This window comes from Streptomyces sp. NPDC050636 (assembly GCF_040654775.1).
In the GTDB taxonomy this organism is placed as follows: Bacteria; Actinomycetota; Actinomycetes; order Streptomycetales; family Streptomycetaceae; genus Streptomyces.
The window spans coordinates 1-19,226 of the sequence record NZ_JBFAIP010000029.1 but is presented as its reverse complement, the minus strand read 5'-3'; the positions used below and the strand labels follow the sequence as shown (position 1 = coordinate 19,226).

General features: G+C 68.6%; 19 protein-coding genes. 5 read left to right on the top strand and 14 right to left on the bottom strand.

Annotated features, from left to right (window positions below; all coding sequences use genetic code 11):
- Window positions 1-17 precede the first annotated feature (17 nt).
- Window positions 18-1,310, bottom strand: coding sequence for a sugar ABC transporter substrate-binding protein (locus AB0I10_RS21620; RefSeq protein WP_363154170.1), 1,293 nt, complete (start codon window positions 1,308-1,310; stop codon window positions 18-20).
- Between the two features lie 368 nt (window positions 1,311-1,678).
- Here AB0I10_RS21620 and AB0I10_RS21615 point away from each other — a divergent pair, with 368 nt between their 5' ends.
- A complete protein-coding gene (locus AB0I10_RS21615; RefSeq protein WP_363154169.1) occupies window positions 1,679-2,770 on the top strand; it encodes a LacI family DNA-binding transcriptional regulator in 1,092 nt (363 codons plus the stop codon).
- 30 nt (window positions 2,771-2,800) lie between these two features.
- Here the strand turns inward: AB0I10_RS21615 and AB0I10_RS21610 are convergent, their stop codons facing one another.
- The 3 genes from AB0I10_RS21610 to AB0I10_RS21600 form a co-directional block, all read right to left on the bottom strand.
- Complete coding sequence (locus tag AB0I10_RS21610) at window positions 2,801-4,816, bottom strand: ABC transporter ATP-binding protein (RefSeq protein WP_363154168.1); 2,016 nt, start codon at window positions 4,814-4,816, stop codon at window positions 2,801-2,803.
- 36 nt (window positions 4,817-4,852) lie between these two features.
- Window positions 4,853-5,428 carry a GNAT family N-acetyltransferase gene (locus tag AB0I10_RS21605; RefSeq protein WP_363154167.1) on the bottom strand — a complete coding sequence of 192 codons (576 nt, stop codon included), beginning with the start codon at window positions 5,426-5,428 and terminating at the stop codon, window positions 4,853-4,855.
- Window positions 5,429-5,490: 62 nt separating this feature from the next.
- Window positions 5,491-6,561, bottom strand: coding sequence for a LysR family transcriptional regulator (locus tag AB0I10_RS21600; RefSeq protein WP_363154166.1), 1,071 nt, complete (start codon window positions 6,559-6,561; stop codon window positions 5,491-5,493).
- 166 nt (window positions 6,562-6,727) lie between these two features.
- Between AB0I10_RS21600 and AB0I10_RS21595 the strand changes: the two genes are divergently transcribed.
- Together AB0I10_RS21595 and AB0I10_RS21590 are read left to right on the top strand one after the other, a co-directional pair.
- Window positions 6,728-7,423 (top strand): type 1 glutamine amidotransferase domain-containing protein, encoded by a 696-nt coding sequence (locus tag AB0I10_RS21595; protein ID WP_363154165.1) that lies wholly within the window; start codon window positions 6,728-6,730, stop codon window positions 7,421-7,423.
- 82 nt (window positions 7,424-7,505) lie between these two features.
- Window positions 7,506-8,942 (top strand): NAD(P)/FAD-dependent oxidoreductase, encoded by a 1,437-nt coding sequence (locus AB0I10_RS21590; RefSeq protein WP_363154164.1) that lies wholly within the window; start codon window positions 7,506-7,508, stop codon window positions 8,940-8,942.
- Between the two features lie 32 nt (window positions 8,943-8,974).
- On the opposite strand, the gene AB0I10_RS21585 is transcribed toward AB0I10_RS21590, so the two are convergent.
- The 3 genes from AB0I10_RS21585 to AB0I10_RS21575 all read right to left on the bottom strand — a co-directional run bounded on the left by AB0I10_RS21585 (window position 8,975) and on the right by AB0I10_RS21575 (window position 11,550).
- The gene (locus AB0I10_RS21585) at window positions 8,975-9,430 is read right to left on the bottom strand and encodes a spore-associated protein A (RefSeq protein WP_363154163.1); all 456 of its coding nucleotides are present in this window, start codon (window positions 9,428-9,430) and stop codon (window positions 8,975-8,977) included.
- Window positions 9,431-9,700: 270 nt separating this feature from the next.
- On the bottom strand, window positions 9,701-10,558 hold the full coding sequence (locus AB0I10_RS21580; protein WP_363154162.1) for a lysozyme: 858 nt from the start codon (window positions 10,556-10,558) through the stop codon (window positions 9,701-9,703).
- A 317-nt stretch (window positions 10,559-10,875) separates the two neighbouring features.
- Window positions 10,876-11,550, bottom strand: a complete 675-nt coding sequence (locus tag AB0I10_RS21575; RefSeq protein ID WP_363154161.1) for a transglycosylase SLT domain-containing protein — start codon at window positions 11,548-11,550, stop codon at window positions 10,876-10,878.
- A 793-nt stretch (window positions 11,551-12,343) separates the two neighbouring features.
- Between AB0I10_RS21575 and AB0I10_RS21570 the strand changes: the two genes are divergently transcribed.
- A complete protein-coding gene (locus AB0I10_RS21570) occupies window positions 12,344-12,580 on the top strand; it encodes a hypothetical protein (protein ID WP_363154160.1) in 237 nt (78 codons plus the stop codon).
- A 79-nt stretch (window positions 12,581-12,659) separates the two neighbouring features.
- Here AB0I10_RS21570 and AB0I10_RS21565 read toward each other — a convergent pair whose 3' ends face one another.
- The 7 genes from AB0I10_RS21565 to AB0I10_RS21535 form a co-directional block, all read right to left on the bottom strand.
- On the bottom strand, window positions 12,660-13,376 hold the full coding sequence (locus AB0I10_RS21565; protein ID WP_363154159.1) for a transglycosylase SLT domain-containing protein: 717 nt from the start codon (window positions 13,374-13,376) through the stop codon (window positions 12,660-12,662).
- A 582-nt stretch (window positions 13,377-13,958) separates the two neighbouring features.
- Complete coding sequence (locus AB0I10_RS21560; RefSeq protein ID WP_363154158.1) at window positions 13,959-14,807, bottom strand: SRPBCC family protein; 849 nt, start codon at window positions 14,805-14,807, stop codon at window positions 13,959-13,961.
- On the bottom strand, window positions 14,804-15,121 hold the full coding sequence (locus AB0I10_RS21555) for a metalloregulator ArsR/SmtB family transcription factor (protein ID WP_363154157.1): 318 nt from the start codon (window positions 15,119-15,121) through the stop codon (window positions 14,804-14,806). Before AB0I10_RS21555 ends, AB0I10_RS21560 begins: the two co-directional genes overlap by 4 nt.
- Window positions 15,122-15,247: 126 nt before the next feature.
- Entirely contained in the window at window positions 15,248-16,147 is a 900-nt protein-coding gene (locus AB0I10_RS21550; protein ID WP_363154156.1) for an alpha/beta hydrolase, read from the bottom strand.
- A gap of 101 nt (window positions 16,148-16,248) precedes the next feature.
- Window positions 16,249-17,490 carry a beta-ketoacyl-[acyl-carrier-protein] synthase family protein gene (locus AB0I10_RS21545; protein WP_363154155.1) on the bottom strand — a complete coding sequence of 414 codons (1,242 nt, stop codon included), beginning with the start codon at window positions 17,488-17,490 and terminating at the stop codon, window positions 16,249-16,251.
- Window positions 17,487-17,717 (bottom strand): acyl carrier protein, encoded by a 231-nt coding sequence (locus tag AB0I10_RS21540; protein ID WP_363154154.1) that lies wholly within the window; start codon window positions 17,715-17,717, stop codon window positions 17,487-17,489. The genes AB0I10_RS21545 and AB0I10_RS21540 overlap by 4 nt, the downstream gene beginning before the upstream one ends.
- A gap of 367 nt (window positions 17,718-18,084) precedes the next feature.
- The gene (locus AB0I10_RS21535) at window positions 18,085-18,546 is read right to left on the bottom strand and encodes a MarR family transcriptional regulator (protein ID WP_363154153.1); all 462 of its coding nucleotides are present in this window, start codon (window positions 18,544-18,546) and stop codon (window positions 18,085-18,087) included.
- A 129-nt stretch (window positions 18,547-18,675) separates the two neighbouring features.
- On the opposite strand from AB0I10_RS21535, the gene AB0I10_RS21530 reads away from it, so the two are divergent.
- Window positions 18,676-19,086 carry an organic hydroperoxide resistance protein gene (locus tag AB0I10_RS21530; protein WP_363154152.1) on the top strand — a complete coding sequence of 137 codons (411 nt, stop codon included), beginning with the start codon at window positions 18,676-18,678 and terminating at the stop codon, window positions 19,084-19,086.
- The last annotated feature ends 140 nt before the right edge of the window (window positions 19,087-19,226 follow it).

Sequence of the window (19,226 nt, the reverse complement as noted above, 5' to 3'; positions counted from 1 at the left end):
CACGATCAGCCTCGGCCTCAGCCGGTCTTGAGCAGGCGGTTGCAGTCGGCGACCGCGCCGTCCAGCGCCGCCTTGGGCGACTGCTTGCCCTGCACGGCCTTGGCGACGGCATTCCGCAGCAGGGTCTTCATCTGGTCGCTGAGCAGCACCGGCGTGTAATTCACCGCGTTCTTGAGGGACTTGGCTGACGCCACCCGCACGCGGGTCGCATCGGTGCCGTCCTCCTTGGTGAAGTACGGATCATCCAGCGAGCCCTTGGTGCTCGGGAAGATCGTGACCTCCTTGGCGAAGGCCATCTGGTTCTTCTTTCCAGTGACGAAATGCGCGAACGCGACGGCCGCCGGCTTGACCTTGCTCTGCGCATTCACCATCAGGCCCTGGACGTACATATTGGCCTTGCCGGTGTTGTTGACCGTGTCCGTGATGCCGATGTTCTTGTAGAGGCTCGGTGCCTCCTTCTTGAACGTTTCAAGATCAAGCGCGCTGCCCGGGTTCATGGCGACCGACTGCTGCTGGAATTTACGTCCGGAGGACTCGGCCTTCGCGGTGAGCGCCTGCGAGTCCAGAGCCCCGGCGGCGTACAACTCCTTGTAATGTCGGAGTAGTTCGACCCCCTTGGGCTCGTTGAAGGTGAACTCCGTACCCTGCGCGTTCATCAGCCGGACGCCATAGCGCCCGAAGTCCTCGATCGACGGCGTGCTCGCGAGCATCGCTATCTCCCGACCGCTCTTCCTCGCCATCGACGCGGCGTCCTTGAAGAGCTGGCCATATGTGGTCGGCGGCTTCTCCGGATCGAGACCGGCTTTCTTGAAGAGGTCCTTGTTGTAGAACATCGGCCCGGTGTTCAGATACCAGGGAAAGGCATAGACACCCTTCATTCCCGGCATCTCATTGCTCTTCCAGGCCCCGTCGAGATACTCCCCACGGTATTTCCCGGCGGACTTTTCCAGATCCAGCGCCATCCCGGCCTTGGCCAGTGGATACGCAAGATCCGGCGACACGTTGACAACATCGGGGAGCGTGCCGCCGGCGGCATCGGCGCTCAGTTTTTCCGGATATCCCTCGGCGGGCTGGTCCACCCACTTCACCTTCGCGTCCGGATACTTCTTCTCGAAGTCCGCGATAACACCCTCGAAGTAGTCCTTGAAATTTGCCTTGAGATTCCAGGTCTGGAAGGTCACCTGGCCCTCGACCTTCCCCGACGCACCGTCGGCGCCGCCGGAGCCGTCCGGGGCCCCGCACGCGGTCAGGGCGAGCGCCGAGGCAACCAGGACTGCGGTGGCGGCGACTGCTCTGCGGGACATACACATGGCTGGCGGCTCCTTCGCTCGGACCAGAAACATGTCGAATTTGTTTGGGCGCCCACGAATCCGCGCACACGCACGGCGAATCGCTATATTTTCTTGATCTTCTGGATCTGTTCGGACTGCGCGATCTGCGCGATCTGCTCGCGGACCGCATAAAGAACGAGAGATGAGCCAGGCCCGTCACCGGCCGGGCGGGCGGGATCATTTCTGCGAACCCTCGGATGACGATGCGGCAGACCGTACTAATGCGCTTTAGCTAGTGTCAATACCCTGGTACGTTTGACATGCCGAGTACCCCTGATCAGACTGGGCGCACTAATGCGGTTTAGGTCACGGCCGCCGGAGCCGTATCCGCACGAGGAGAGCCCGTCATGACAGCGCCCGGTGAGGCCGCCCGCCGTAAGCCGGCGCGCCGGCCGACGATCAAGGACATCGCACGCCGGGCCGGCGTGTCGGAGAGCGCCGTCTCCTTCGCGCTCAACGACCGGCCGGGCGTCTCCCAGGACACTCGCGCCCGGGTACGCCGGGTAGCGGAGGAGCTCGGCTGGCAGGCCAGCAGCGCCGCCCGCGCGCTGTCCGGGGAACGCGTCGGCTGCGCGGGCCTGGTGCTCGCCCGCCCCGCGCAGACGCTGGGCGTGGAGTCGTTCTTCCTTCAGCTTGTCTCCGGCATCCAAGAAGTGCTCTCCGCGCGGAAGATCGCGCTCCTCTTCCAGGTCGTGGAAGACCTCGACACCGAATGCGCGCTCTACCGCCGCTGGTGGGCCGAAGGGCGGGTGGACGGCGTCCTCGTCGTCGACCCGCGCACCGAAGACCCGCGGCCGGAGCTCCTCGCCTCCCTCGGCCTGCCCGCGGTCGTCGTCGGCGGACTCGCCACCGAGCGGCCGGACGACCCCCCGCGGGCCGCGCACCCACAACTTCCCACCGTCTGGGCCGACGACTCCAAGGCCATGGCCCGCGTCCTCGATCACCTCTATGCCCTTGGGCACCGCAGGATCGCGCATATCGCCGGAATGTCGGGCCTCGCCCACACCGACCGTCGGATCCGCTCACTGCGCGCCGAAGCGGACCAGCGGGGCCTCGACGAGCGGCAGGTCCGCTCGGTGACCACCGACTACTCGGATGCCGAAGGCGCCGAAGCCACCCGGCGCATCCTCGACACCCCCGAACCGCCCACGGCGATCATCTACGACAACGACGTGATGGCCGTGGCCGGCGCCTCGGTCGCCGCCGGGCGCGGCATCCCCGTACCGGGGCAGCTGTCGATCGTGGCCTGGGACGACTCGGCGCTCTGCCGCGTCACCCACCCCCGGCTGACCGCCCTCGTCCGCGACACCCCCGGCTTCGGACGGCTCGCCGCCCAGGAACTCCTCGCCGTACTCGACGGCGGACCGCTGCGCACCGTACAGGGCGAACTGCCGCATCTGGAGGCCCGGGAAAGCACCGGAGCGCCGCCTACGCCATAGGGCGCGCCCCGCCCAGCTCCACCCACCCCACTAACGTGAACTCCCTTGCTCCGCATGCCCGTTCTGCCCCGGAAGCGGCGGCCGCTCCGCATGCTCGACACGCTCCGCATCAGCCTGGAACTGGCTGCGCTGGAGTTCGTACATCGCCCGGAAACCACCCGGCGCGGTGGCGGCCATCAGCTCCTGGAACGTGCCGCGTTCGACGATCCGGCCGCGGTCCATGAGATAGATGAGGTCGGCGTGCCGGACCGAATGGAGCCGGTGCGTGATCAGGACGATCGTCTGGCCGTCCGCGGCGAGGTTACGGATCTTGGCGAAGACCTCTTGCTCGGCCTCCGCGTCCAGTGCCGCGGTGGGCTCGTCCACCACGAGGATCTCCCCGTCCCGGTACCGCGCACGGGCGATGGCCAGCTTCTGCCACTGCCCGCCGGACAGATTGTGGCCGTCCTTGTAGCCGCGGGCGAGCAGCGTGTCCAGGCCGCGGGGCATCTCCCGGATCACGTCCTGGGCGTCCGCGTACTGCACCGCGCCGTCCATCCGTGCGTCCGTCAGCGACGCATCGGCCCGCCCGATGGCGATGTTCGCCCGTGCCGTGAACGGCCAGCGGAAGTAGTCCTGGCCGACGGTGGAGATCCGGGAGAACAGCGCCTGCCGGTCGACCCGGTCGGTGGGTACCCCGGCCACCAGGACGCGCCCCTCATCAGGGGTGTAGAGGCCGGACAGCAGTTTGACGGCGGTCGTCTTTCCCGAGCCGTTGTTGCCCACCAGCGCGACGATCTTCCCGGCCGGGACGACCAGGTCCAGCTCGCACAGCGCGGGGGAGTCGTTGCCCGGATAGGTGAAGGTGACCTTCTCGAAACGGATCTCGTCGAGACGGTCCGGGAGCGGGAGCCCGTCGGTGGGGATCGCACGCGCCTCGGCCTCGGCCTGGACGTGTTCCAGGTCGCCGACGAACAGGGCTTCCTCGTGCAGGTAGTTGATCTGCCGCACCAGGGTGTCCAGCGCGCCGGCGCCCGTACGGATGGCGATCACCGCCGTACCGCCCACCGACAGCGCCACCGCCCCGCTCCACAGCAGCCACCCGAGGGTCCCGAAGGTGGCCAGGGTCGCGGCGCCGCTCCACAGCGCGGCGATCAGGCCGGTACGGGCCGCCAGTCGGGCGAGGCGGGTCTGCTCCCGCTCGGAATCCTCGGCCATCAGCCGGAAATGCCGCAGCAGGAACCCGCCGATGCCGTGCACCCGGATCTCGGCCGCGGCCTGCGCGGACGTCAGCAGATCGCTCAACATCCGCCCGGCGCGGGCATGTTGCATCCACGCCGTGTGCGAGACGTAGTGCCGGCGGGCGACCGACAGTGCCGCCCAGGCGCTGGGCAGCGTCATCATGACGATCAGCGGGAGCAGCGCCGGGTGCAGCACCGTCAGCACACCCACCGCGGCGGTCAGCGACAGCAGTGCGTTGATCACCGACGCGCTGTACTGGACCATTCGACGCGCCGCCGACGCCCCGAACCGGGCGCTCTCCAGCCGCTTGTGGAACTCCGCGTCCTCGACGGTGGCCATTTCCACCTTCTGCGCCGCCTCCAGATACAGCTCGGTGGCCACCCGCTCGACCTTCGGCTCCAGCCGGCCCGTACCCATCGTCGACAGGGACTTCAAGGCCGTCCCGGCGATCGCGAGGAGCCCCACGACGAGTAGGGCCGGTACGGCGTCCCGTAACCGTTCGGTGGTCGCCCCGGCGCTGAGCAGCGCCGCGAGAACGCTGTTGATCTTCACCATCGCGATGGCCTGTGCGACGCCCCGGCCCGTCTCGGCACCGATCACCATGCGCAGCGCACGCGCATCGGCGCGGTGCGCGAGCCGGGCGGTCAGCGCCAGCAGATGGGGAAGACGTAACACCATGGTGCGCAAGCCGAGTTGGAGGAACGCACCGTTGTGTCGTGACCAGGCGAAGTCGTCGCGCAGCCGGCCGCCGAACAGTAACCGCTCGGAAGCGGAAGCCGGTCGATCGTCCTCCACATCGGCCTGCGGTGCCGGTTTCCTGCCCATGCCTGGCCCCCGTAGTGATCTCGACGAATGGTTGTCTCAGCTGGTGGCTGTGGTTCCTTGGCGTTCCCAGTCGGTTCTCGTCAGGGCGTACTCGACTTCGCCATGCTCGGAGCCCTCGATGGCTTCCGGCCAGTTCCCGAAGTAGGTGCGGACATATGCCAGCCCCGCCTTCTCCATGACGCTTCGTGAACGGATATTGACCGCCATCGTGTTCGCGGTCACCCGTTGAACACCGAGGTCGGTGAAACCCCTGCGGATCAGGGCGCGTGAACCTTCGGTGGCATAGCCGGTGCCCCACGCGTCCTTGCGCAGCCGGTAGCCCAGCTCGACCACTGCCGAGCTGTGGCCCTCCACCGGCCGGAACTCGAACCAGCCCAGAAACCTTCGGGTGAGCCTGTCTTCGGCGGCCCAGAAGCCGAACGTTCCGATGCACGGATAGCGGTGGAGAAGCCGTGGCAGGAGCCAGGTCCGGACCGTCTCACGGGCGGTCGGCCGACCTCCGTTGATGAAACGCATGACCTCGGGATCGCCGTCCAGGTCCACCAGGTGGTCTACATCGGCCTCAGTGAACGACCGGAGCATCAGCCGTTCAGTCTCCAGGAAGAAGGGCATGATGCGATCCTCACGGCTGTCGGCACCGCTCGCCAACGAATAAGCGAATGACTCGCCACCCGCTACCACGTACGAGCGGCCTGAAGCAGCCGGTCGCGGACGAGGACGACGTGCGGATTGCCGGCGGAACCGGGGCGCTGGACGAGGTAGCCGGTGTTGATCGGCGGGTCTTCCGGGGCGTGGAGGGGGACGAGGGCGCCCGAGGCGAGTTCCGCGAGGCACAGGTATCGGGGCAGCACGGTGAAGCCGGCGCCCGCCGTGACCGCGGACAGTACGCCGCGCAGATCGGGGACGGTGACCGCAGCCTGGCAGGTGAGGCGCTTTCCGAAGACGTGCCGCCAGTAGCGGCGGGCGATGGGCAGGTCCTCGGCGTAGGTGACGAGCGGGACGCCGTGCAGCGCCGCGGGGCCGTCGGCGGCGATCCGCTGCGCACCTCCCAGCCGCTCGGCCCAGGCGGGCGCGGCGACCAGTACGAACTCCTCGTCCATCAACGGCACGGAGGTCAGCGACCGGCCGCGGGGGCGGGTGGTGGCGATGACCAGGTCATGGCGTCCGGCGCGCAGTTCGTCGAGGAGTGGGTCGGTGAGGCCGGTGGTCACGCGTAGGCGCACCCCGTCCTCGACGAGAGGCGCGAGGGCGGGCAGTGCCCGTACACACAGCAGCTCGGCGGGGCCGGCCAGATGGACGGGTTCGGCGGGGCCGTCTTCGGGGCCGCCATGTCCCGTGATGGCGGCGAGCGCGTCCAGCGGCGCGACCGCCCGCGCCGCGAGTTCGTCCGCGTAGGGCGACGGCGCGACGCCGCGCGGCAGCCGTGCGAACAGCTCGCGCCCCAGCTGCCGCTCCAAGGCGCGGATCTGGGTGGTCACGGTGGGCTGCGAAAGCCCCAGCAGGTGCGCGGCGGCGGTGAAGGACCCGGCGCGGTATACGGCAAGGAAGGTTCGCAGCTGATGGAGATCCAGCGGTGCTGCGGTGGCCGCCCGCCGGACGCCGCGGCCCTTGGACCCGCCGGACGCATCGAACTCACCGGATTCATGAGACTCGACCGGTGCATCAGACTCGACAAGCGCATGAGACTCGACCGGACCGTCAGGCCTGACGGGCGCATCAGACTCATCGGAATCCCTATGCCTCATAGGGGGAATTCTACGAGGTCCTTATGGGTTAGCGCCCAGTAGATCCATTGGATTTCCGATAGCTGCCAGTGGATGTCCTATTGGATTCTTATGGAAGGGCGGCCTACCTTCGAAACCACGGATCACTTCCAGGCCGGAGACGGCCCGAACCCCCGGAGAATGCGACATGGCAAAGATCCTTTTCGTGATGACCGGCGCCGACCAGTGGACGCTGGCCGACGGAACCCGGCACCCGACCGGTTTCTGGGCCGAGGAGGCCGTCGCCCCGTACGAGGCGTTCACGGCGGCGGGGCACGAGATCGTGGTCGCGACACCGGGCGGCGTCGTGCCGACCGTCGATCAAGCGAGCCTTGCTCCCGAGGTCAATGGGGGCCCGGACGGCGCCGACAAGATCGCGAACATCCTCACGTCCATCACGGAGCTGCGCAGGCCGCTGAAGCTGGACGAGGTGGACCTGGCCGACTACGCCGCCGTCTTCTACCCCGGCGGCCACGGCCCCATGGAGGACCTGTCGGTCAACGCCGACTCCGGCAGGCTGCTGACCCTGGCCCTGGAGTCGGGCAAGCCACTCGGTGTGGTCTGCCATGGCCCGGCCGCGCTGCTGGCCGCGGCCAAGGCCGACGGGACCAATGCCTTCGCGGGCTACCGGCTGACCGGCTTCACCAACGCCGAGGAGGCCCAGGCCGGCTTCGCCGACAAGGCGAAGTGGCTGCTCCAGGACCGGCTCGTGGAGCTCGGCGCCGACTTCCAGGAGGGCGAGCCCTGGGCCCCGAACGTGGTCGTCGACCGCAGCCTGGTCACCGGTCAGAACCCGGCCTCCGCCGCCCCGCTCGCCGTCGAGATCCTCAAGACGCTGGGCTGACGAGGGCACCGACCGGCTCACCGAGGACCTCACGACCGGGCCCTGCGGGTGCGCCCCGGGAGCCCATTGGCATCCTGGAGGGATGACGAAACAGGCCGAGCGCGATACGGCGGTAGTGGTGGGGGCCGGGCCGAACGGGCTCGCGGCGGCGGTCACGTTGGCCCGGAGCGGGCTCCGGGTGACCGTGTTCGAGGCGGCGGACGAGATCGGCGGCGGCACCAGAAGCGGTGAACTGGACGTGCCGGGCGTCCTGTTCGACCACTGCTCCTCGGCGCATGTGATGGGCGCCGGCTCGCCGTTCCTGCGCACGCTCGATCTCGCGGCGTACGGGCTGGAATGGCTCTGGCCCGAGATCGATCTGGCTCATCCGGTGGACTCGGGCGGCGCCGGGGCGCTCTACCGGTCGGTCGAGCGGACGGCCGTGGAGCTCGGCGCCGACGGGCCCGCCTGGCGGCGGCTGTTCGGGCCGCTGGCCGCCGACGCCCAGGCGCTGACCGAAGAGGTCATGCGGCCGATGGCGCATGTGCCCCGGCATCCACTCCGGCTCGCCCGCTTCGGCCTGCGCGCCGTGCAGCCCGCCACCCTCGTCGCGCGCCGCTTCCGGACGGAGGCGGGGCGGGGTCTCTTCGGCGGGGTGGCGGCCCATCTCTTCGGACCGCTGACGCAGCCGTTCGGCGCATCCGTCGGACTCATGATCATCGCGGCCGGACACCGGTACGGCTGGCCGGTGGCCCGGGGCGGCTCCCGCGCCATCACCGACGCGCTGGCCGCGCTGCTCGCCGAAGCCGGCGGGCGGATCGAGACCGGCGTACGGGTCCGTTCGCTCGACCAACTCCCGCCAGCCGCAACGGTTTTGTTGGATCTGGCCCCGGCTGCGGCCGCCACTGTGATCGGCGACCGGCTGCCGCCCCGGGTACGCCGCGCCTACACCTGCTACCGGCACGCCCCCGGTGCGTTCAAGCTCGACCTGGCGGTCGAGGGCGGTGTGCCCTGGCGCGCCGAGGCCTGCCGCCGGGCCGGGACCGTGCACCTCGGCGGCAGTTTCGAGGAGATGGCGTACGCGGAGCGGGAGGTGTACCGGGGGCGGATGCCCGAGCGGCCTTTCACGCTCGTCTCCCAGCAGTATCTCGCCGACCCGGACCGCTCCGCCGGCGACATCCACCCCGTCTCCGCGTACGCGCATGTGCCGCACGGCTACGGTGGCGACGCCACCGAGGCGATGCTCGCGCAGTTCGAGCGCTTCGCACCGGGGACCCGCGACCGCATCGTCGCCGCCACCGCCACTTCCACTGCGGATTTCGAACGCGGCAACGCCAACTTCGTCGGTGGTGACATCATCGGCGGTGCCAACACTCCGCTGCGGCTGACGATGCGGCCACGGGTCGCCCTCGACCCGTACAGCACGGGCGTACCGGGCGTGTTCCTCTGCTCGGCGGCCACCCCACCGGGCGCCGGCGCCCACGGTATGAGCGGTCACAATGCCGCCAAGTCCGCGTTGCGTGCGTTGGGGATGGGGTGAGGGGGCGGGGTGAGTGCCCCCGTCGGGATCATTCAGTGGTGCGTCACGACACCGGCCGCCATCCGGCCGCAGTTCGAGCCGGAGACGCTGACACTGACGGTCTCGATCGTGCCGCCCCAGTCCACACACAGGCCCTTCGCCTGGAGATACACCGGACCCGCGTAGGAGGTGTATTCACCACTGTCGAAAACCGGGTCGGAACTCGCATCGGTCGGGCCGAGATAGGTGTACATGTACACCGGCTTACCGGGACTGTTCCGCACTGTCACGACACAGTTCTTTCCGGTCTTTGCGCTGTACGTGAGATAGACGGTTCCCTTTCCGGTCAGCGGCACGGAATTCACTACGCTGTAGCCGCTTCCGCAGGCTCCGTTGTACGTGGCCGTGGCGCCCGCCGGAGCGGCCGATGCGGTGGTGGCCGTTGCCATCGTGGCGATTCCGGCCACGGCGAGAACCGCGGATCCTACGATGGCATGTGAACGCTTCATGGGAATACCCCCGTCAGGTGATTCTTCCTTGGGTGGTGTGCCTCGGGTGGTCATTTCGAAGCGTTAGACACCGGGCGGACGGGGATGGTTGTACGCCTCTTCGCGAATTCGCCGCAGTTCGAACGGAGTTGGCGAAGAGCGCGGAGATGATGATGAAATCGGGCACGGGCGGCGGGCCCTTGGGCCGACCGAAAACGGACGGTCCCGCTCACGAAAACAGCCGGCCCCGGCGCCTCTGTCAGCGTCGGGAGCCGGCCGTGTCCACGGAAATCAGCCGGTTGCGAGGGCCTTGAGCCGGCTGTATGCGCCATTGAAGCGGTTGCGGTCACCGATCGGCTTACCCGAGGACGTGTGCTGCCAGATGGTCTGGAACCTCCAGCCGGACGGCAGCGGCCCGACGGCGGTGCCGTAGCGCGGGATCCACAGCGGGTTCGTCCTGCCGAACCGGTTCGAGTTTCCGGTGCACGCCTTCCACCAGTTGGTCGAGGTGTAGATGACCGCGTCCCGGCCGGTCTTCGCCCGGTAGGCCCGGAAGAAGTCCGCGATCCAACTGACCATCGCCGAAGGGCTCTTGCCGTAACAACTGGCCCCGTAGGGGTTGTACTCCATGTCGAGCGCACCGGGCAGCGTCCGGCCGTCCCGGGACCAGGCGCCTCCATGGGTCGCGAAATACTTCGCCTGCGCGGCGCCGCTGGAGTGATCCGGCAGCGCGAAGTGGTACGCGCCATGGATCATGTGGGCGTCGTACGCGCCCTTGTACTGCTGCGTGAAGTACGGGTTCTTGTAGTTGGTCCCCTCCGTGGCCTTCACGTAGGCCCAGCGCACTCCGCTCTTGTACAGCGCCGGCCAGCCGACATGGCCGTTGTGGCTGGAGACGTCGACGCCGGGCACGGTCTTGGCGGTTCCCCGAGGCTCGGAGCCGCCGGCGCGGTCGTCGCCCTCGTGGGCGGCGATGGTCGACCCCATCCAGTCCCGCTCGGGGTGGGCGGGTCTCTTTCCCGCATCCGACGACGCACCAGCGGAGCCGGACAGCGCGAGGGGCAGAACAAGCACGGAGAGGAGAGAAACGAGAGTTCCGGCCGCAATGGAGAGTGGGCGGCGGGCCGGACCGGATCTGCGCAAGGGCATCGCGAGCCTCCGAGGGCCTTCGGTTGGGTCAGTTTCAGCAGATTTTGAGCAGATTCCTGCTGATAAGAAGATTTATACGCTGAACTGATCGCGCCCGTTCCCCAACAAGCCGTCAGGCCGCTGACCGACAGGGCCATCTCACTCGACTGGCCGTCGCCTGCGGGAGCCTGCCGCACCAACGCGAAAGCGGGCCCCGGCAGTGCCGTGACCCGCTCTGTTGCGCAGCGGCGAACGCGCCATTCCGCCGCTTCGCTACTGCCTACGCCGACTCGGTCGGCCTATTCGTCTCGTTGTTCATGCCCACTGCTGCATCCGGCTCAGTACGCGGAGTTGACGTTGTCGATGGAGCCGTAGCGGTCGGCCGCGTAGTTGGCGGCGGCGGTGATGTTGGCGACCGGGTCGGTGAGGTTATGGGGGGTGCCGGCGACGTGGTAGGTGTCGAAGGTGGGCTGGATCACCTGGAGGAGGCCCTTGGAGGGGATGCCGTTGATGGCGTTGATGTCCCAGTCGTTGACGGCGTTGGGGTTGCCGCTGGACTCTCGCATGATGTTGCGGTGGAGGCCTTCGTAGCTGCCGGGGATGCCCTTGGCGTCCATGATGTCGAGGGCCTCACGGATCCAGCCGTCGAGGTTGTTCGCGTACTGCTTCGGCGTGACGGCCTTGCGCTCGGTGGAGCGGTTGGCGGCCTGCTTGGCGGTGTGGTCCTGCTCGGCGACCGCGGTGACCTTGATGCGGTCGGTCACGGACTTGGCGGCCTCGATGTGGGTCTTGGCGCCGTCCGCCTTGGCCTTCGCGGTGGCGGGCAGGCCATTGGCGCTGACCGGCTTCACCGCGATCGAGCCGTGCGCGGAAGCGGTCTGAGCGGTGCTGGGGGTCGCGGTGGCGGCCACTGCGGTGGTGGCGCCTACGGCGAGGAGAAAGGCGGTGGCGACCTTGTGGGTGCCGGTGATGCGGGCGGTGCGGGCAGTGCGGGGCAGGGTGAAGCTGGGCATGCGGGAGTGACCTCTTCCAGGGGGTGCTGGGGACGGGGCAGCGGCCTTCGGTGGCGCGTCAGGTCCGAGGTGTATGGCCGCGTTCGCCGTGAGGGCCGAAGTCGCTGGCTCGTTCTCGGTGCTGCCTGAACCATGTTTAGCGACGGCCCTTAATCGTGGCAATGGTGCTATGTACTACCCATCTTCGTCAGATGGATGGAAATGTCCGAAGCTATGCGAATTTCTCGGGCTATACAGCCTGAGTAAGGGAACTAAGCGCGTTCGTACGTGATGTGCGTCCTGTGCCCCGCATCACCCGGGAGGCGCCGCAACGCCCCCTCCAGAGGCCCTTCGAAGTGGTGTGGCTCACACCCGAATTACCTGCCTATGGCCCTGCTCGGTGCCCGGAAACGGCCCGCGGGAAAGATCGAGATCTGCCCGGGGGTGCACGGGAGCGCCTGGGAAATGCCTCAGGGGGAGACCGAAATTCTCCGAAAGTGGCGCAGGCCACTCCCGGCAAGCCTCCGCTGTGTTTTCGGGGGTGCACCCCGCGTGCTCGCCGTGTCCCCCCTGGGCTCCCGGAAGTGACCCGGGTCACTTCCAGTGGAATCGGGGACGGGCGCCAATTCCCGCCCCGTGACAGGTGAATGGGGCGCGGGGCGGCTCCGATCGGCCGTTCGTGAGTTCCGCTGCGGCGACACGACGGTGCCTCTCGTCCGTTCGCAGCAGCGTCGGGGCTTTCGAATGGCGACGCGCCCGAGCGTCCCGGAAGGTGAAAGCGCACAAGGCAATCACTCACCGTAAGGGAAAGCTCATGCTCCGTCGTACAGCCGTCATTCTCAGCGGCCTTGTCGTCTCAGGTTTCCTCGCCTCCGGGGCCGCCACCGCGGCCACCGCCGATAGATACGACCCGGAGGACTCGTCCCCCTACAGCTCCTCCAACTCCTCCAAGGACCAGAAGGCCGCCTCTCCGGGAAAGGTCGGCGAGCGCATCTACCCCGGCTCGCTCGCCGACTTGCTGAACGGTGTGCTGGGAGGTCGGACCTACTGACGCCCGCTTGGTGACACCCATGGCAATTGCCCTGCCCGCGCGATGCGGGCAGGGCAATTGCTGTTTCGGTCGTTCCGGCTCAGTACGCGGAGTTGACGTTGTCGATGGAGCCGTAGCGGTCGGCCGCGTAGTTGGCGGCGGCGGTGATGTTGGCGACCGGGTCGGTGAGGTTATGGGGGGTGCCGGCGACGTGGTAGGTGTCGAAGGTGGGCTGGATCACCTGGAGGAGGCCCTTGGAGGGGATGCCGTTGATGGCGTTGATGTCCCAGTCGTTGACGGCGTTGGGGTTGCCGCTGGACTCTCGCATGATGTTGCGGTGGAGGCCTTCGTAGCTGCCGGGGATGCCCTTGGCGTCCATGATGTCGAGGGCCTCACGGATCCAGCCGTCGAGGTTGTTCGCGTACTGCTTCGGCGCGGCCTTCGGCGCGGCCTTGGGGGCGGCCTTCGGCGTGGCCTTCTTCGTCACCAGGGCCTTGCGCTCGGTGGAGCGGTTGGCGGCCTGCTTGGCGGTGTGCCCCTGCTCGGCGACGGCGGTGACCTTGATGCGGTCGGCGACGGAGGCGAGGACCTCGCCGTCGGTCTTGGCGTCGTCGGCCTTGGCCTTCGCGGTGGCGGGCAGGCCATTGGCGCTGACGGGCTTCACCGCGGTCGGCGCGTGGCCGGCGGAGGCCTCCGCATTGCTCGGCCCCGCGGAGAGCGCAACGACGGCCGCGCAGCTCGCGGTGGCCACCAGCGCCGCGGAAACCTTGTGCGTGCGGGTGATGCGGGCGGTGCTGGGCAGGGTGAAGCTGGGCATGCGGAGTGACCTCTTCCAGGGACTGGACGGCGGGGAGGTGGCCTTCGGTGGCGCGTATCGACCGAGGGTCATGGCCGCGTTAGCCCTCTGGCTGAGGTCGCAGGCTCGTTCTCGGTGCTACCGGAAACATGGTTAGCGCCGGCCCTGGATGAAGGCAAAGATGCCCTGTACTACCCATCTTCGTGAGAAAGGGAGAGATGCTCCGCCTTGTCACTGTTCTGCCCGTTCTTCACGGCGTGGGCCCGGAATGGCATCGACTAGGCACCTTCGTACGTGATGTACGCCCTGTGCCCGGCATCACCCGAGACCGCCCTCAAAGGCTGTCCCCGCGCGCCATGAAGTTGCCTGCGCCACACCGCGGTAAAGGCATTTCCCCGCCCGTTCAGCCGCAGGCCCTGCCACGAACAGCGGGCACCCGGAACATGGACGTCGGGAACGTCATCGCGGCACGCCATATAGCTGCGCCCCCTACGGGATGCGTAGAGGGCGCAAGAAAGCGTCGGGGGATTCACCGAGGCGGAGACGCTCCTCCTCCTCTTCCTCCTCCTCCGCCTCGGCTCTCGTTCTCGGTGTCCGGGGTCTTCAGTTCTCCAGCAGCCGCGCCGCGAGGTGCTCGATACGGGAGTGCCAGGCGGCAAGGGCGGTCTCCGTGTCGAACTCCTGCGGGCCGGTCTGGGTGAGCACGAGGCGAGCGCCGTGGCCGGTGCCCTGTCCCAGCTCCCAGCGGACCGTTCCTTCCGGATGCCAGCGGTATGCGAGCGCCGTCGGTGCCCGCACCTCGGTGACCGGCCCGTTCGGGATCTTCTCCGCGGTGAAGCCTTCCGGGGCGGGCGTGCCCGGCAGCGGCTCGTCCCCCTTGGTCAGCTCGGCCCAGACGGCGTCCGCGGGCCGTACGAGCTGCCGCTCGAACCGGATCCGCAGACCGTCCGCGGTGTCCTCGACGGCGCCGTGACCGAGGTCGAACTGTTCGAGGTACGCCTCGTGCAGCTCGCCGGTATCGGGGGTCACGGCGGTGGACTCACCGTCGAGCAGCTGCGACAGCGCGGTGATGCACAGATGCCACCCGGAAGCGAAGCTGGCGCCGCCGAAGCGGTCGCCGAAGGTGTGCACCAAGGTCAGCAGCGAGCCCTCCCCATCGGGGGTGATCTCCCAGCTCAGATGGTCGTCGCCCCAGGTGAACGCGAACAGCCGGGGCTCGTCGGCGTCGGTGACCGTGCCGGTCATCGGGGGGCCGCCGGCACCCGGCATCGAAAAGGTCATCGCCCCTCCCGGTACGAGTTCCACGGTGACCTCGGACGGGAACCACCGTCCGATCTGCGCCGGATCGGTGATCGCGGACCAGACCTTGCGGGGCGGATGGGCGAGCCGGCGCTCCATGCGCAGCGCGGTCCGGCCATCGGCGGTGGTGAGGGTGTCGGAGTGCGGGTTCATCGCGGTTCGTCCTCCATGGCGTCGAGGTGCCGTTCGAGGGCGTCGAGGCTCCCGGTCCACAGGTGCCGGTAGTGCGCGAGCCAGGCGTCCAGCTCCGCCAGGGGCTCGGGCCGCAGCTCGTACCAGCGGCGCTGCGCGTCCTGCCGGACCCGGACGAGCCCGGCCTCGCGCAGCACCCGCAGATGCTTGGAGGTGCCGGGCTGGCTCAGCCCGAGGTGGTCGGTGAGCTCACCGACCAGATGAGGGCGCTCCAGGAGCAGGTCGAGGATCTTGCGTCGGCTCGGCTCCGCGAGTACGTCGAACGGTATGGGCATACCTCCAGCATCCCTCCCTGGTTATATAACCGCAAGGGAATCTTTCAGGGGAGAGTGCTGGACGCCCAGTGCTGGATGTCGACATTCCACCGGCTCGCGAAAGGGCCCGGTACGGCTGGTCCGGCGTCACACAAACGCCGGGCCGGCCGCCGACAGCTCCTCACGCGCGACCGGTACGAGGCAGGGAGCCGAGCTCAGGGGCGCGTCCGTGAAGAAGCGGGCCGCCAAGTCGGCCACGTCCTGGGCGCGTTCGAGGATCACCCAGTGGTCGGAATCGGGAATGGTCACCAGCCGGCTGCCCTGAATGCTGGCCGCAAAATCGCGTTGCCGGGCCGCGGTGGTCAATGTGTCGTGCTCGCCGTTGAACACCAGCGTCGGTACGCCGGTCAGGCCGCCGGAGAACTCCGGTGGGTTCGACAGCGCGCGGCGCACGAAGGTGGCGGCGTGCGGTGTGCTCCGGGAGGTGTGCAGCAGCGAGCGCCGGACGTAGCGATAGGTGAGCTCCCGCCGTACCACATGCCGGTCCTCGTCAAAACACATCAGAGCTTTGGCGGTCATGGTTGCGAAGGTTTCGAAGTCGCCCTTGTCCAGGGCGTCGCTGGCCTGGTGGAACGGGGCCTGCAGTGCGGGGCTGATGTATACCGGTGGGCCGCCGAGGACGAGCCGTGCGATGCGCCGGGGGAAGCGCTGGGCGAAGGCGTAGGCGACGCTGGCCCCGTGCGAATAACCGAAGAGATTGATCTGTGGGTCGCCCAGGTCGTCCACGATGCCCTCGACTGCCCTGCACAGGAGGTCGAGGGACGGCCCCGGGGGCAGCGGTCCCGCGCTCCCCATGCCGGGCAGGTCGGCGGTCACCACATCCGCCAACGGCCCCAGACGGTCCTCCATCGGCGGCCAGCCGTGCAATCCCTGCATAGCGCCTCCCAGAGCCACGACGGGTTCGATACTCCGGTCGGGCTGCCGCGCCACCCGGTAGGAATAAGGCACCCCGCTCACCGACAACGAACGGATCGATTCCTCTGACATGGCTGTTTCCTTTTCGCGGAGACCTGCGGGAACGGGCTGCGTGCGAGGGCCTGGACGGGGGCGGTACGAGGGGGGATCCGGGCTGATCCATGGGCGACGCCTCAACCGCGGGTCAGTACGAGCGCGGCGTTGTGCCCGCCGATGCCGAGCGACATCTTGACCGCGCAGTCAAACGCCCCCGGTCGGGCCGCCTTGCGCACGATCTCGATCGGGAGCCGCGGATCGGGCACTTCGAGATTGGCGGTCGGCGGCACCAGCTGCTGCTCCAGGGCGAGCACGGTGAGCGCGGTCTCGATGCCGCCGGCCGCACCCAGCGTGTGCCCGGTCATCCCCTTTGTGGAGGTGACCAGGGGATGGTCCCCGAGCACCCGGTGCAGCATGTTGGCCTCGATGACGTCATTGAGGACGGTCGAGGTGCCGTGCGCGTTGACATGGCCGACGTCGCGGGCCTGTACGTCGGCGTCCGCCATGGCGGTGCGCAGCGCCCGCTCGATGCCGTTGCCGTCGGGGTCCGGTGCCACGGCCGCGTAGGCGTCGCTGGATGCGCCGTATCCGGAGACCTGAGCGCGGACGGTGGCCCGCCGGGCCCTGGCGTGCTCGGGCCGTTCCATCACGAGGAGCCCGGCGCCTTCGCCCATGACGAAACCGTCCCGCTCCGCGTCGAACGGGCGGCAGGCCGCGGACGGGTTCTCGCGGCGGGTGGAGAGCGCCTTCATCTTGCAGACGCTGGCGATAAGCAGCCGGCTGAGGACGGACTCCGCGCCGCCGGCGATGGCGATATCGCACGCCCCGGTGCGCAGCAACTGGTGCGCGGTGCCCACGGCGACGCTGCCGGAGGAGCAGGCGGTCGCCACGGTCATGCTGGGGCCCTGTGCGCCGAGGTCCATGGAGATGCTGCTTGCGGCGCTGTTGACCGCGGTCAGCGAGGCGAGCTTGGGGGAGACCCGCCGCGGGCCGCGCGCGGCCATGGCGGCATACTGCGCGTCGTAGAAGGGCAGCCCGCCGTGTGCGCAGCCGATGACGACGGCGACGCGGGCGGCGTCCCAGGTCGAGGTGTCCAGCTTGGCGTCGGCGATGGCCTCCCGTGCGGCGATCACCGCGAGCTGTGAGAAGCGGTCCATCAGCCGCTGGGTGGCGATGCCCAGCACCTCGGCGGTGTCCAGACCGTCGATGGCGTACACGAAGTCGCAGGGCAGATCGGCGAGTTCCGCTTGGCGCCGTACGCCGCTCGGCACGGTGTCCTCGGTGACGGTGTGCCAGGTCGCCTTCGCGCCCACGCCCGCGGCGGTCACCAGTCCCAGCCCGGTCACCGCCGCGTGGAACGGCGTCCGGCGGGCCGTCACGCGGCGACGCCGTCGACGGCCGCCACCAGCTGGCCCACGGTGTTGCGCGGCGTCAGCGACACCTCGTCGAGGTCGATGTCCAGCTGTTCCTCGATCAGTACGCGGAGCTCTTCGAGGGCCAGCGAGTCCAACCGCAGAGTGCTCAGCGGGGCCTCGGAGTTGAGGCGGGCCGAAGGGATTCCGAATCGCTGGACCAGCAAGCTGTTGACAACTTCTGCCGCATTCACGTGGTGCTCCTCCGCTGTTCGTAGGCGATGCCGCCAACCGCGTTCTGACGGTTTTGCCGGCGACTCCGGCTGGTCACGGGCACCCTTTATACGCGATTTGTCCCGAAAACTCCCCAACCTTGGTCGCTCAATGGGGTGATGAGCGTGGCGGGGTGGGTGGGAGGGGCGCACCGCATGGGAGCGCGCACCGCGCAGGGCACCTTCTTGTCCTAACGCAACGGGTCGATGGAAGGTGCGGAGGCGCACACCAACGGACTAGCGTTGGTTTATTGCCAGTTGTCCCCGAGAGGCTTATCGGCGGATGTCCGCTCGCGGCCTGGGTGTCCTGGCCTGTCGTGGGCGCCCTGCTGCGCTTGCCTGCCCGTGCTCAGGCCTGGTCGAGCGCGCTGGTCACGCGACCCAGCAGGCCGCGGAGTGTACGGAGTTCGTCGACCGTGAGGCCGGTCGCGGCCAGCATCCGGCGGGGCACCGGCAGGGCCTGTTCGCGCAGGTCCTCGCCGGCGGTGGTGAGGTGGATGGTGACGGACCGCTCGTCCTCGGCGCTGCGCTCGCGGCGTACCAGGCCGGCCGTCTCCAGTCGCTTGAGGAGCGGGGAGAGGGTGCCGGAGTCCAGTCGGAGCTGCTCGCCGATGGTCTTGACGGGCTGGGGGCCGTGCTCCCAGAGGACCAGCATGACCAGGTACTGGGGGTAGGTCAGGCCGAGGTCCTTGAGGGCGTCCCGGTAGACGCTGCCGAAGGCGCGTGAGGCGGCGTGCAGTGAGAAGCAGACCTGGTGGTCGAGGCGGAGCAGTTCGGCGTCGGGGACCGGAGGGCTGGTCGGGGAGGTCATGGACCCAGGTTAGCCCGCCGTGGATTATTTAGTTGTGCACAACTGAGTTGCGTGCAATTTAAATGTGTGTAATGGTTATGGACATCGGGCGGCCCGGGAACGGCCGCCGAGCTATCGAAGGGAACCGAGATGGACGCGCTGTACACCGCTGTCGCCACCGCCAACGGCCGCGAGGGCCGGGCCGTCAGCTCCGACGGCCAGATCGATCTCGCCCTGGCGATGCCGCCGGCGCTCGGGGGCAACGGCGCGGGCACCAACCCGGAGCAGCTCTTCGCGGCCGGGTACGCGGCTTGCTTCGCCAGTGCGATGGGCAATGTCGGACGCCAGATGAAGGTCGACACCAAGGATGTCTCGGTGACCGCCGAGGTCTCCATCGGGAAGGACGACACGGGCTTCGGTCTGGCCGTGATCATGCGGGTGGAGCTGCCGGACGCCCTGGCCGGCGAGACCGGCCGTCAGCTGGTCGAGGCGACCCACGCGTACTGCCCGTACTCGAAGGCCACCCGCGGCAACATCGATGTCGAGCTCGTCATCGAGTAGGGACCGAAGACTGAGGTGCTCGGGCCGGCCCCGCGGTGCAGTGGCGGGGGCGGCCCGGCGCACGTGCGCGGCGAAGGCCCCTCTCGGGGTGGGGGGCGGCATGGTGGGGGTCAGCTCCGGGTATTGCCGGCCCCGGTGCT